The sequence below is a fragment of the Tenacibaculum todarodis genome, from assembly GCF_001889045.1.
Lineage (GTDB): Bacteria > Bacteroidota > Bacteroidia > Flavobacteriales > Flavobacteriaceae > Polaribacter > Polaribacter todarodis.
The window spans coordinates 879,270-893,941 of sequence record NZ_CP018155.1; the positions used below are offsets into that span (position 1 = coordinate 879,270).

12 protein-coding genes are annotated in these 14,672 nt (G+C 28.5%); 4 read left to right on the top strand and 8 right to left on the bottom strand.

Translation table 11 applies throughout. The features are described from left to right. Positions 1-11 precede the first annotated feature (11 nt). The 4 genes from LPB136_RS04060 to LPB136_RS04075 all read right to left on the bottom strand — a co-directional run bounded on the left by LPB136_RS04060 (position 12) and on the right by LPB136_RS04075 (position 4,795). Complete coding sequence (locus LPB136_RS04060) at positions 12-1,541, bottom strand: bifunctional GNAT family N-acetyltransferase/carbon-nitrogen hydrolase family protein (protein WP_072554912.1); 1,530 nt, start codon at positions 1,539-1,541, stop codon at positions 12-14. Positions 1,542-1,550: 9 nt separating this feature from the next. Then, the gene (gene speB / locus LPB136_RS04065) at positions 1,551-2,489 is read right to left on the bottom strand and encodes an agmatinase (RefSeq protein ID WP_072554913.1); all 939 of its coding nucleotides are present in this window, start codon (positions 2,487-2,489) and stop codon (positions 1,551-1,553) included. Between the two features lie 17 nt (positions 2,490-2,506). After that, positions 2,507-3,955: an arginine decarboxylase gene (locus LPB136_RS04070; protein WP_072554914.1), complete on the bottom strand. Its 1,449-nt coding sequence runs from the start codon at positions 3,953-3,955 to the stop codon at positions 2,507-2,509. A gap of 315 nt (positions 3,956-4,270) precedes the next feature. Beyond that, complete coding sequence (locus LPB136_RS04075; RefSeq protein WP_072554915.1) at positions 4,271-4,795, bottom strand: mechanosensitive ion channel domain-containing protein; 525 nt, start codon at positions 4,793-4,795, stop codon at positions 4,271-4,273. Between the two features lie 97 nt (positions 4,796-4,892). Between LPB136_RS04075 and LPB136_RS04080 the strand changes: the two genes are divergently transcribed. Next, positions 4,893-5,726, top strand: a complete 834-nt coding sequence (locus LPB136_RS04080) for a universal stress protein (protein WP_072554916.1) — start codon at positions 4,893-4,895, stop codon at positions 5,724-5,726. Between the two features lie 20 nt (positions 5,727-5,746). Further along, positions 5,747-6,811, top strand: coding sequence for a magnesium/cobalt transporter CorA (gene corA, locus LPB136_RS04085; RefSeq protein WP_072554917.1), 1,065 nt, complete (start codon positions 5,747-5,749; stop codon positions 6,809-6,811). A 68-nt stretch (positions 6,812-6,879) separates the two neighbouring features. Here the strand turns inward: corA and LPB136_RS04090 are convergent, their stop codons facing one another. Together LPB136_RS04090 and ytxJ are read right to left on the bottom strand one after the other, a co-directional pair. Continuing rightward, the gene (locus LPB136_RS04090) at positions 6,880-8,430 is read right to left on the bottom strand and encodes a DEAD/DEAH box helicase (RefSeq protein ID WP_072554918.1); all 1,551 of its coding nucleotides are present in this window, start codon (positions 8,428-8,430) and stop codon (positions 6,880-6,882) included. Positions 8,431-8,490: 60 nt separating this feature from the next. After that, on the bottom strand, positions 8,491-8,883 hold the full coding sequence (ytxJ, locus tag LPB136_RS04095) for a bacillithiol system redox-active protein YtxJ (protein ID WP_072554919.1): 393 nt from the start codon (positions 8,881-8,883) through the stop codon (positions 8,491-8,493). 166 nt (positions 8,884-9,049) lie between these two features. On the opposite strand from ytxJ, the gene clpB reads away from it, so the two are divergent. Together clpB and LPB136_RS04105 are read left to right on the top strand one after the other, a co-directional pair. Further along, complete coding sequence (clpB, locus tag LPB136_RS04100; protein WP_072554920.1) at positions 9,050-11,650, top strand: ATP-dependent chaperone ClpB; 2,601 nt, start codon at positions 9,050-9,052, stop codon at positions 11,648-11,650. A gap of 94 nt (positions 11,651-11,744) precedes the next feature. Then, entirely contained in the window at positions 11,745-12,242 is a 498-nt protein-coding gene (locus LPB136_RS04105; RefSeq protein ID WP_072554921.1) for a SixA phosphatase family protein, read from the top strand. Positions 12,243-12,245: 3 nt separating this feature from the next. On the opposite strand, the gene LPB136_RS04110 is transcribed toward LPB136_RS04105, so the two are convergent. Then, positions 12,246-13,877, bottom strand: a complete 1,632-nt coding sequence (locus tag LPB136_RS04110) for an aryl-sulfate sulfotransferase (protein WP_072554922.1) — start codon at positions 13,875-13,877, stop codon at positions 12,246-12,248. A 7-nt stretch (positions 13,878-13,884) separates the two neighbouring features. Beyond that, a complete protein-coding gene (locus LPB136_RS04115; RefSeq protein ID WP_072554923.1) occupies positions 13,885-14,634 on the bottom strand; it encodes a DUF6503 family protein in 750 nt (249 codons plus the stop codon). Positions 14,635-14,672: the final 38 nt, after the last annotated feature.

Sequence of the window (14,672 nt, forward strand, 5' to 3'; positions counted from 1 at the left end):
TTTAAATATTGTTATTTTTGAAGTTTTTTAACCTCGAATATATCTGTTCTTCTATCTTTTAAATTACGTACACTACCAAATTGATTTAGGTCTTTTAACAAGTCTAAATCTACATCAGCAATTAAAATCATTTCTGTATTTGTGGTTGCTTCTGCTTTTATTCCGTTTGCAGGAAACGAAAAATCGCAAGGTGTAAATACCATAGATTGCGCATACTGAATATCCATATTATTTACTTTCGGTAAATTACCAACACTACCAGCAATGGCAACATAACATTCGTTTTCTATAGCTCTTGCTTGTGCGCAATGTCTTACTCGCGAATATCCGTTTTGAGTATCTGTTAAAAACGGAACAAATAGAATATCCATTCCTTCTTCTGCTAAAATTCTACTTAGTTCTGGGAACTCAGAATCATAACAAATTAACACACCTATTTTTCCGCAATCTGTATCAAAAGTTTTTATCTCATTACCGCCTTGCATTCCCCAAACTTTTGCTTCGTCTGGCGTAACATGTAATTTTTCATAACGTTCTGTAGAACCATCTCTTTTACAGATATAACCTACATTGTATAACAAACTATCTCTCATTTCTGGCATACTACCAGTTATAATATTGATATTATAAGTAATAGCCAATTCAGAAAATTTCTGAACAATTACAGGCGTGTATTTAGCTAACTCTCTAATTGCTTCCGATTCTGGCAAATGATTATTATCAGCCATTAATGGTGCATTAAAAAACTCTGGAAATAAAGCAAAATCTGATCTATAAGCAGCAACTGCATCCACAAAGTATTCTGCTTGTTGCATTAATTCTTCTAAATCTTTATACAAACGCATTTGCCATTGAATTAATCCTAAACGCACTACTTTTTTCTTTGTAGCTGCTTTTTTAGACTTTTTCTCGTAATAAATGTTATCCCATTCTAATAAAACCGCAAACTCTCCAGAATTCTTATCACCTTCTAAATATCCTTTTAAAATTTTTGAAGGATGAAAATCATTCGAAATTTGAAAGTTTAAAACTGGATCATGAATTTCTTTACGTTTTACTTTAGCTATGTACTCTTTAGGTGATAAAGTAGCTGCATATTTATGGTAATTAGGTATTCTTCCTCCAAAGGCAATTCCTCTTAAATTCAGTTTTTCTGCAAGCTCTTTTCTATAATCATACAATCTTCTACCTAAACGTAAACCTCTAAATTCTTTTTTAATGAAAACATCAATTCCGTATAAAACATCACCTTCTTCATCGTGTGTATCAAATGTATAATTACCTGTTATGTCTTCATACGTATGTTGATCATCAAAACTGTCATAATCTAATTTAATAGCAAGTGCGCAACCAGCTAACTCACCGTTTATCTTTATAACTACTTGTCCTTCAGGAAATTTTTCGATTAATGCTTTAATCTGATTTTCTTTCCAATAAGATTCAGGCATGCTTGAATATGCCTGAATCATTGCTGATTTTAACTCTTGATAATCTTTAAGAGTTAAATATTTCAGCTCTATATTTTCTATGTTTTGTATCATTATAGAAGACTAATAATCGTCATCATTATCTTTAAACTTCGGTAATTTATTAACAGAAATAGTATTCTCTTCATCTGTGTCATAAGCATCTTCATCAGAAGAAAATTTATAGCTTAACATTTTATAGAATAATTTTGCTGCTAAAAAATCTGATGATTTTTCATTTTCATTAGGGCATAATTCTACCATATCAAAACCAACTACGTTTTTTTGCTCAAAAACTTGCTTTAAAAATTCTAACGTTTCATAATAAAATAATCCGCCAGGTTCTGGAGTTCCTGTAGAAGGCATAATTGAAGGATCTAACGCATCTAAATCAAACGTAATAAAAACGTTTTCAGTAAGTTGATCTATTACATCTTCCATCCAATCTTCATTAACAGCCATATCATGTGCAAAGAAAACTTTATCTAGATTCATTTCTCTTTTTTCAGAAATATCCATACTTCTAATACCAACTTGCACTAAATTTGTGTTCTGGTTTGCTTCATAAACAGCACAAGCGTGGTTACATTTAGAGCCTTCGTATTCTTTTCTTAAATCTGCATGTGCATCAATATGCAATACGGTTAGGTTATTAAAACACTCGTTAAAAGCTCTAATTGTTCCTATTGAAACTGAATGTTCTCCACCAAAAGCAGTAACAAATTTATTTTTGTTAATGTACTTTTTTGTAACCTGGTGCACTTCTTCTACCATTGCTTCTGGCGATGAATTTTCTGTAATTGCATCTGCTAAATAAACACCTTCTTTGTACACTTCAGAATCTGTTTCAATATCATACAACTCCATGTTTTCTGATGCTTCTAAAAAAGCTTTTGGCCCTTTATCTGCTCCTTTTTGCCAAGTACTTGTTCCATCATAAGGAACAGGAATTATTACTATTTTAGATGTTGACAGGTTTCCAAATTCTTCTGAAATTCCTGCATATGTTTTATTTGTATTCATTTTATATTTTTTGAAGCTTAAATAACTTCTTGTTTTATTAAATTTTCTGACTCAGTTTTACTTTCTGTTACTTCTCCGTATCCTAAAATAGATAGTAATTCGCTACTTTTTTGTTGTTCTTTAAAAATCTTGGTAACTAAATTCCCATCTTCATCTCTGTCTATAATTAAATGTTTTGGATGCGGAATTAAACAGTGTTGTAATCCACCAAAACCTCCAATAGATTCCTGATAAGCACCAGTGTTAAAAAAACCAATAAACAGCGGATTATCTTTCTCATAAACTGGTAAATAGATTCCGTTTATGTGTTGTTCAGAATTATAATAATCATCACTATCACAGGTTAAACCACCTAATAAAACACGTTCATATTGTCTGTTCCATTTGTTTATTGGCAACATAATAAAACGTTTATTAATTGCCCAAGCATCTGGTAAAGTTGTTATAAATGAAGAGTTTATCATGTTCCAACGTTCTCTGTCATTTTGTTTCTTTTGATACAAAATTTCATAAATAGCGGCACCAGATTCTCCAACCGTAAAGCTTCCAAACTCTGTAAAAATATGTGGAACATCTACTCCTGCTTCATCACATGCTTGTTGTATTTGATTGATAATTTCATCTATCATATACGCGTAATCATAATCAAAAGCTAAAGAGTTTTTTATAGGAAATCCGCCACCAATATTTAAAGAATCTAACGTTGGACATACTTTTTTAAGGTTAATGTAAACGTTTAAACATTTCATTAATTCGTTCCAATAATACGCATTGTCTTTTATACCAGTATTGATGAAAAAATGTAACATTTTTAAATCAACTTGCTTATTAGTTGCTATTTCTCTTTCATAAAAAGACACAATGTTTTTGTAACCAATTCCTAAACGAGATGTATAAAACTCAAACTTTGGTTCTTCTTCAGAAGCTATTCTAATACCAACATTTAGTTTTTTATCTGTTTCATCTAATAATAAATTAATCTCTTCATAATTATCGATAATCGGAATTACATTTTTATGACCAGAATTAATTAAACTTCCAATATTTTTAATGTATTGATCGCGTTTAAATCCGTTGCAAATAACAAACGTATTGTCTTTTATTTTACCGTCTTTTTTTAAATTGTTTACAATATCTATATCAAAAGCAGATGATGTTTCTATATGAATATCATTTTTTAAAGCTTCATTTAAAATGTGTTTAAAATGAGAGCTTTTTGTACAATAGCTATAAAAGTATTTCCCTTTATAATTGTGTTTTTCTATACTTTCTTGAAACCATCCTTTAGCTTTATTGATGTTTTCAGATATTTTTGGCAAGTAGGTAAACTTTAACGGAGCTCCATATTTTGCTGTTAATTCCATTAAATTAATTCCGTGCCAGAATAATTTATTGTTTTCTGTTTTGAATTCTTCCTGAGGAAAATCGAACGTTTGCTCAATTAAATCGATGTATTTTGTATTCACTTGTATTTTTAAATTAATTGTATGATAAACCTGTCCAGACTAAAACAATTAAAAGTTTTAGAATAGAAATTATAACCCTATAAAAAGGTTGTTATCACTGTAATATTTGCAAGTAAACTACATGCAGCTTTGAGAAAAGTTGCAGTTCTTGAAGAAAAGTAAGTGGAGATACCTTAATTTTTTCGTTGCATTTCCAAAATGCTATATAACAATCATTCTCCGATTGAATGTTATTTCCGAAATAAGAAAAACTAAACATTTTACTTAAATAAGTGAAGCAAATGTAATCTTTTTTTTAAAACAAAAAATATTTTGTTATTTTTTTTCGTCTTTTAATAATTCAATACTTTTATATAAGATTATTGTATTAGGAATTGTTATTTCTCTATTGCCTTCAGGTATATGTAATACTACATAAAAGCTGGTAATATTCTTTATTTCTCCTGTAAAATCGTAATCTTTATCTAAAATTTTAATGGTGTTCCCTATTCTCATCGGATGATAAAAAAACAGCAAAACACCAGCTGTAATATTTGATAAAATAGACCATTGTGCAAAAAAACCAACTCCTAAAACAGCTAAAATAGACGAGGCAAAGACAATAACTTCTTTAAAATTAATCCCAAAAATTATTAACGCAATAAATAAAGTTAGCGTGTAGTAAATAAAATAACTAAACTTTAAAATTAATAACCTTCTATGCGGTTCTATAGCATTTCTAATAACATAAGATTTTGTTAGTTTCTTAGTAATTTCAATTAAAAAAAATAATACAACTATTAAAATTATAAATTGAAAAAACGGATTGTAAACACTCAACACAAAAAAACGATTATTCATTTCTTTTAAATTTTAATACAAATATACTTATGGTTTTCTAAATAATTTATCAGAATAAAAAATTATATTTGGTAAACAATACTAAATTTTAATTATCATGAAAAATATTTTAATTCCTTATGATTTTTCTAATACAGCTATAAATGCCTTAAATTATACAAAGAAAATGTTTGATGGTTTGGAGGTAAACATTTTTTTGTTAGATGTATATATTAGTAATCCTTCAGAAATGATGAGTGACGAAAAAAATGATATTTATTTTAATGAAATTGATAACGAAATAGAGGATGAACTTAAGTATTTAGTAGACGTTTTACAGAAAGAGAAAAACAATTTTAGTTATGAATATGTTGTTAAATCTAACACTTTAACAAAAGCTGTTGTTAATACAATCCAAGAAAAAAATATAGATCTTGTTGTAACTGGAACAAAAGGAACCAAAAGTTTGGCTGAAACATTTATTGGGACAAATACTATGAAAATTATTAACGCAAATAACCTTTGCCCAGTTTTAGTTGTACCAACAGATTATAAGTTCTTAAATTTTAATCAAATTGTATTTTCAACAAATTACAAAAGAGCTTTTAATACAAAAGAATTAGGATATTTAAATTGGTTAACAACCTTTAAAAAATGTAAATTAGAAGTTGTAAACCTTGCTGAAGAATCATTTTTATCAACCAAACAACAAACAAATAAAGAAAATTTAAAAGTAATTTTAAGTAACTTAAATGTTGAATATAAAAAATTAGAGTGGGCAGCATCTGAAACCAACACTATAGAAAAACATATAGAAATAACAAAGAGCCAATTGCTAGTGTTAATAAACCACAAGTACACGTTCTTTAATCAGTTTTTAGAGGAAAACGTAGTTAAAAAAGCTGCTTTTCACAGTAAAATTCCTTTATTAATTTTACCAGAAATTTCTTAAAAAGAAAAATTTAGATAAGAATGACACGATTTATAATAAATCAAAAGATAAAAAAAGGCGAAATTCCTGGTAAACCTGTATTTATAGGGAAACAAAAAGAGGAAAGTATTAGAATCCGATTAATTGGTTTTGACGCCACAAACTTTGTTGAAATTGAATTAGATAACTTAAATGAAATTACAAGTTACAGAGAAAAATACACCAATATTTGGATAAATATTGATGGTTTACATAATGTTGCAATTATTAAAGAAGTAGGTTTATTATTTAATATGCACCCAATAGTAACAGAAAGTATTGTACACACAGGTTCTAGAGCCAAAGTAGATATTGAAGAAAATTATATTTTCACTATTATTAAAATGATGTTTTTAAATCCGCAGAAAAAAGAATTAGAAGCAGAACAAGTTTCTATGTATTTAGCTAAAAACATATTATTAACTTTTCAAGAAAAGCAAGGCGATATTTTTGAACCAATAAGAGAACGTTTAAGAACAAGTAAAGGACGTGTTAGAACACATAACACTACTTATTTAAAGTACTGTTTATTAGATACAATAGTAGAAAATTACAACTTTTTAATGGAAATTTTTGGCTTAAGAGTAGAAGAATTAGAAGACAAAATTTTATTACAACCAAGTAAAGATACATTAGAGGAAATTAACGCTACAAAAATAGAACTTAACTATTTTAGAAAAACAATTAGACCTGCTAAAGAAGCAATTAGTAATTTTAAATCCTTTAAAACCGATTTAATAACAAAGAAAGAACAGCCTTTTTTTAATGATTTAAATGAATTGATTCATAGAGCTCATGAAAATTTAGAAAACTATAAAAGTATGTTGAGCGAGCAATTAACCGTTTACTCTACAAACGTAAATAATCGTTTAAATGATATAATGAAAGTCTTAACAATGTTTTCTGTAATTTTTATCCCAATTACTTTTGTTGCTGGTATTTACGGTACTAACTTTGATTATATTCCTGAGTTAAAATACAAAAATTCTTACTTTGTAATGTTAGGATCTATGCTTGTAATTATAATTACTATGGTAAGTTATTTTAAATATAAAAAGTGGTTTTAAGAACGTTATTTTAATAACTAAAAAATCCGTTTTAAAATTGAAACGGATTTTTTTTGTGATTAATATTATTACTCTTCTGGTGGCGGAAATCCATGAATTTCTTCATACACTTCGTCAAAGTTTGTTCTAATATTAGAGTTTAACTTTTTACGATAATCATCTCTTAACCACGTTAAAAAGTTGTGCGTACTTTTAGAAATACATTTAGAATACTTATGAATTCTATCATCAATATCTCCTCCTAATAATTTTGCTAAAATTAAAGCATCAAACATGTCTTCACTATTCTCCACACACATTTTTGTATGATGTGCAATAGATTTTTCTAGTACTCTTTTAGAGCTTTCTCCTGCTCTAATAGTATCTATATAAGTTGCTTTCATGTCAAATGAAATATCTTCACTTTTGGCAAACTCAGCTTTAACTGCAGCTGGCAATTCATAACTAAAAGTACGTTCAATTTCTTCATCAGAAAGTAAAGCATCCATGTAAAAATCTGGATTCTTAAACATACGTTGCCAATCTAAATCTGCTCCCCAAGCTCCAAAACGATAAAAATTATTTCCTAAATCTATTACGTTAAAGGTTGGTTTGTTTTTTAAGATTCTTGAACCACGACCAATCATTTGGTAGTATAAAGTTAAAGATTTTGTTGCTCGGTTTAAAATAATAGCACCAATTGTTGGCTCATCAAAACCAGTGGTTAAAATACTTACAGAGGTAAGAATTGCATTTGGTGTTTTTTTAAACCATTTTAATATAAAATCTCTTTCCTTTCTAGAGTTTGTATTGTCTAAGTGTGCAATAGGATAACCCGCTTTTTTAAATGCATGGAATACTTCTATAGAAGTGTTTATACCATTATTAAAAATTAGTGTTTTTTGTCCTTTTGCTCTTTCTTCATAAGCTGTAATTAGCTTAGAAATCATGTCGGAATTTGTATATAAATCTTCTGAAGATTTAACAGTATAATCTCCATTTGCACCAACTTCTAAAGAAGTTAAACCAACATTATAAGAATATACGTTTGCTTGTGCTAAATATTCGTTTTCTATTAAGTTTTCAATAGTTTCACCAACAATTAACTCTTTATAGTTTTCATGCATTGGTAATTTATTATTAGAACTTAACGGTGTTGCCGTTACTCCAAGAATAAATGATTTATCAAAAAACTTAAATATTTTAGTAAATGAATTATAGTGCGCCTCATCAACAATAACTAAACCAATATCTGAAATATCTACTTTATTGTCGTTTAACCTATTTTTAAGTGTTTCAACCATTGCCACAAAACAGTTATATTTGTGTTGGTCGTCTAACTTAGCGGTACTATTTATAATTTTATTTTCAACCTTAAACTCATCAAGCATTTTAGATGTTTGCTTAGAAAGTTCAATTCTATGCGTTAATACAAGAACTTTCTTTTTATAAGTTTTTATGTATTGACGAACAATTTCTGAAAAAATTACCGTTTTACCACCACCTGTTGGTAATTGATATAACAAATGATAATCTTCTGGAGCTTTTTCAAATGCCTTAAAAATTTTATCTAAAGCTTCTTGCTGATATCCGTAAAGTTGTTTTTCTTCCGTAAGAATTGTAGTGTTTTCTGTAGCCAAATGTAAAAAATTGAGCAACAAAAATACAACTAATTATAGGTAATATCTATAGATTAATCGTTAAAATTTGGTGAGATCTATTTGGGTAATATCATAATGAGATGCATGTGCAACTGCAACTGCCTCTTTTACAACCAATAATTGTGGAGATTGATGCATAACTTGAAACTGATAACCAACTTCATCTGAAATTGTTCTATAATTTAATAAATCTAAATAATAAACCTTTAAATTCTTTAAATCTTCATCAAACATTTTCTCGAACTGTTTAATAACCATTCTACTAATTCCACATCGTGTAGAATGTTTAAAGATTAAGATTGGTTCTGTTTTAGACTCCTCTTTAATTTTTTCTAACTGATCTAGATTGGTAAGCGGAATCCAATTAATATTTGAAGCCTTTTCTTGTTGTGCTTCTCCTCTATTTCCAAAAATGTTATTCAATATTCCCATAGTATAATTTTATTCTCTGTCGTTACTGCAGATAAAATCTTTCAAAAAAGACAAAAAGTCAGCAAAAACAAGGCTTAAACAGACAAAATGACTGTAAATTGAGTTCGTTTTTTATTGGTATTACTTTTGCTTTTCTGTTGATAGAAAAAGTTAAAACACAACAAATATGAACTTTAACAATTATACAATAAAATCTCAAGAAACCATACAACAAGCGCAACAAATAGCGCAAAGTTTTGGTCATAATCAAATAGAAAATGAGCATATTTTTAAAGCTATATTTTCTGTTGATGAAAACATATTACCATTCATTTTAAAGAAATTGAATATTAATATTGATGTTGTTCAGCAAATTTTAGACAAACAATTAGAAAGTTTACCAAAAGTTTCTGGCGCAGAATTAATGCTATCTAGAGAAGCGAATAAAACGTTAACAGAAGCATCTATTATTGCTAAAAAAATGAACGATGAATATGTTTCAGTAGAACATTTAATCTTAGCTATTTTTAAATCTAAAAGTAAAATATCACAAGTTTTAAAAGACCAAGGAGCAACAGAAAAAGATATAAATACGGCAATTTCAGAAATTAGAAAAGGTGAACGTGTTACTTCTCAAAGTGCAGAAGAAACGTATAACTCTTTAAATAAATTTGCTAAAAACCTTAATAAACTAGCGCAAGACGGTAAGTTAGATCCTGTAATTGGTAGAGATGAAGAAATCCGTAGATTACTTCAAATTTTATCAAGAAGAACAAAAAACAATCCAATTTTGGTTGGAGAACCAGGAACTGGTAAAACGGCTATTGCAGAAGGTTTAGCACACAGAATTGTAGATGGAGATGTTCCAGAAAATCTAAAAGACAAACTTATTTTTTCTTTAGATATGGGCGCATTAATTGCAGGTGCAAAATTTAAAGGTGAATTTGAAGAGCGATTAAAAGCCGTAATTAAAGAAGTAACTACTTCTGAAGGCGATATTGTTTTATTTATTGATGAAATCCACACACTTGTTGGCGCAGGTGGCGGACAAGGCGCAATGGATGCTGCAAATATTTTAAAACCTGCTTTGGCTCGTGGAGAATTAAGAGCAATTGGTGCAACAACTTTAGATGAATATCAAAAGTATTTTGAAAAAGACAAAGCATTAGAACGTCGTTTTCAGAAAGTTATGGTAGATGAACCAGATACAGAAAGTGCAATTTCAATTTTACGTGGAATTAAAGACAAATATGAAACGCACCACAAGGTTCGTATAAAAGATGAAGCAATTATTGGTGCTGTAGAATTGTCTCAACGCTATATTACCAATCGATTTTTACCCGATAAAGCTATTGATTTAATGGATGAGGCGGCTTCTAAATTACGAATGGAAATAAATTCTAAACCAGAAACTTTAGATGTTTTGGATAGAAAAATAATGCAGTTAGAGATTGAAATTGAAGCCATTAAACGAGAAAAAGATGAAACCAAATTAAAATCTCTGCATGCAGATTTAGCTAATTTAAAAGAAGAACGCAACGAGATTAATGCCAAATGGCAATCTGAAAAGAATGTGGTTGATGCTATTCAGAATTTAAAAACTGATATAGAAAACTTTAAAATTGAAGCTGATAAAGCAGAAAGAAATGGAGATTATGGTAAAGTTGCAGAACTACGTTATGGTAAAATAAAAGAAGCGCAAAGCGAGTTAGAAAAGCAACAAGAATTAGTTGGTGAAAGTGAAAATACTTTAATTAAAGAAGAAGTAACTTATGATGATATTGCTGAAGTTGTAGCAAAATGGACTGGAATTCCAGTTACAAAAATGTTACAATCTGATCGAGAGAAACTTTTAAAACTAGAAGATCAATTACACAAACGTGTTGTTGGCCAAGAAGAAGCTATTGAAGCCGTTTCTGATGCTGTTCGCCGTTCTCGTTCCGGATTACAAAATCCTAATAAACCAATTGGTAGTTTCTTATTTTTAGGAACAACAGGTGTTGGTAAAACGGAACTTGCAAAAGCATTGGCGGAATATCTTTTTGATGATGAAAATGCGCTTACAAGAATAGATATGAGTGAATATCAAGAACGCCATTCTGTGAGTAGATTAATTGGTGCGCCTCCAGGTTATGTTGGTTATGATGAAGGTGGTCAATTAACGGAAGCTGTTCGTAGAAAGCCTTATTCTGTAGTACTTTTAGACGAAATTGAAAAAGCGCATCCAGATACTTTTAATATTTTATTACAAGTATTAGATGAAGGAAGATTAACCGATAATAAAGGTAGAATTGCCGATTTTAAGAACACCATAATTATTATGACTTCTAATATGGGAAGCCATATAATTCAAGAGAAGTTTGACAATTTTAAAGGTGATATTTATACAACAATGGAAACAGCAAAAACAGAAGTTTTAGGATTACTAAAACAAACTGTAAGACCAGAGTTTTTAAATAGAATTGATGATATTATTATGTTTACGCCTCTAACGGAAGAGCATATAAATAATATTGTAAAAATACAATTAGACAGTCTTAAAAAAATGATTGCTGAGCAAAACATCACTTTTGATGCAACAGACGAAGCAATTTCTTACTTAGCTAAAAAAGGATATCAGCCAGAGTTTGGCGCAAGACCTGTAAAAAGAGTAATTCAGAAAGAAGTTTTAAATCAACTTTCTAAAGAAATTTTAGCAGGAAAAATAACAACAGACAGCATTATTTTATTAGATGCTTTTGATAATGAGTTAGTTTTTAGAAATCAATCTGAATTGATTGATGGTTAATAGTTAGTTTTTTTTAATAGTTGATTAAGGCGGTGTTTGAAAAAGCATCGCTTTTTTCTTTTTTTAAGTATATTCGCTATTTAAATTTAAGAATATGAAGAAAATTATTTTAATTATTGCAGTATTATTTAGTTCAATAGGAGTTTTTTCTCAAGAAGAAATTACAACTTATTATTTAATTAGACATGCAGAAAAAGTAAAAACAGATACAACTGACAAAAATCCAACATTAAATAATGAAGGTATTAAACGTTCTGAAAATTGGGTAAAAATCTTAAGCGATGTTTCTTTTGATGCAATATATTCTACTGATTATAAAAGAACAAAACAAACAGCAAAGTTTGTTGCAGATAGTCAGAAATTACAAATTTTAGGTTATGATCCTAGAAATATGTTTGATGAAGCTTTTCAATACAATACAAAAGGCAAAACAATATTAATTGTTGGTCATAGTAATACTACACCTTATTTTGCAAATAAAATATTAGGCGTAGAAAAATATAAACAAATAGAAGAAACTAATAATGGAAACTTATATATTGTTACCGTAATTGGCGATATAAAAACAAGTACGCTTTTAAAGATTGAATAAAAATTAGTTTTTTATAAATTTAGAAGTAAAAAACGTATCATCTTTATATATTTTAACTAAGTAAACACCTGTTTTATAGCTATATACATCAATTTGTTTAGTGTTTTTAAATTCAGCTAATTTGGCTCCTAAAATTGAATACAATTCAATCTTATCTACCTTTTTAGCTAAATTTAAAACTCCTTTTGTTGGGTTTGGATATATGTTAAATGAATTTATACTAAATTGATTTACATCCAAATTATTACAAGGAGTTAAATTAAAATCATTTTCAATAGGATCTCCAACAGTAATCGTTTTTCCAATAAAAGCTCCATAATCTAAACCATATTTTATTGCTCTAAAAGTGGTATTTCCAACTGGCGAAGTATCAAATTGTGTAGATATATTTCCTGTTCCATTTGTTACGGGATTTACATATTCCCAAACTATTTCTTTATTTTTATTCAGTTCAAAAACACGTCCTTCTGCTCCTTCACAAACTAAAATATTATTATTAGGTAAAACTTGTGCACTACTTACTATTGAAGAATAAAAAGTTGATGGTGTAAAAGATAAATCTGAATACTCATAATCTAAACTAGTTGGTCCAAAAGCAACATCACTATAACTATAAAAACCAGGAGAATCAGTTGGTGGAGTTAAGATATTAACTTCTGAAAATAAAGGATCTCTAGTTAAACCATTATTAAAAACTATCATTTTACCATCATAAATAGTTCCTGTATTTCTTACAAAATGTGGATAATGCTGTCCAAATAATTTTCTGTCTGAACTATATCCTTTTTTATAAGCTTCTGGATTTCCCCAACGGTATAAAATATCGCCACCTTTTCCATAATCTCCGCCAAAATTTGATGCAGCTTCTATAGTTGTTGTTGAGTGATCAATAATCCAAATTTCACTTAAATTTCTAGAACTAATCACTATCTGATCTAAATTCTCATCATATTGTATAGAGTTAACGTGCAACCAATTTGAACTTCCATTTCCTCCATTTAAAAAATTAATATCAATTTTATGAGGATTATCTTCAATAACACCAAAGTTGTCTTTAGAACTATCTAAATCTTGAATTAAATGGTCTTTAACATTCCATTCCCAAACGATATTTCCATCAGTAGTCCCAATAGGTTCTACTTCAATTATTTGTTCGTTATATAATTCTCCAGAAGTAACACTTGGATCTCTACCTGCTTGGATGGCTTCTTCGTTAGTTAAAACAGTAACTGCTAAAATTAATACATTCCCATTAGGCATTGGATAAACGTCATGGTGTTGTCTTTTGCTATTATTATTGTATTTATATTGCCAAATTAAATTTCCGTCCCAATCAAAAATTTCTGCAACACCTCCAACTCCGCCAAAAACTATATTACTTAAACCATCTTCTCTACCGGCTCTTAGAATATTGCCGTTAGGTAATAAATAGACCGCATTACCAGGTGTAAATTCACTATTCCATTCATTTACTACTCTACCACAATTATCAATTAAAAATGTTTTTTTATGAATTGAGAATAATGTGTAACCTTCATAAACATCATTGGTTATATTTTTTGTACCAACAGTATTTTGAGCAAAAATTAGAGAATAAGTACTTATGAATAAGATAAAAAGTAGTAGTTTTTTCATGTAATTTCTAGTTAATTTCAACTTCAATATTCCTTAAAATAATTTCAGAAACTTTTTTAAGTTTATTTTCTTCAAACGCTTTGTCTAAATTTTCTAATAAAATAGTAGTGTCTAAAGGCTTATAATTAGCATAATCTACAAATCTAATTCCGTTTTTAACACATTGTTCTGTTAACTCTCTAAAACGCATTCCACCTCCGTTAGTATGATAAGAATATGCTAAATAATCAACTAAAAAATCTTCTTTTCCAATCCAATATATAAATACATCATCAAAATCCTCTCCTCCACCTTCTTCATTAAAAGTAACTTGAATTTTATAATATTCCTTTTTATTTATTGTTGAAGAAGTTAATAACTTCTTATTAACAGCTTTATCATTTAAACCATAAGGTAAAACTGAAAAATAATGAACAGAATTTACCGCATTAGCTCTATTTACATCAATTAAAGAATCTAAAGCAGCAGGTAATTTATGACCATTTAAATATCTTCTATAACCATAATTAGTAACTTGATCTTCTTCATGATCAGACATTTTATTTGTAAAAGATCTCGATAATCTGTACAAACCATTTTCTCTTACCGCTACATACTTTTTATCTCTAAATTGAAAAGTAATAATAGAATTAGAAACTTTATCTGCTCCAGAAGCTAAAATTGCTTTATCAACAATTTCTTGAGCATTTAAATCTTTTATTTTATTTGGTTTACAAGCAACAAGTATAAAAAGTGCAAATAGTATAATATTTCTCATAAATTATAAGTCGATTTTCTAGATTCAAAATTACACTT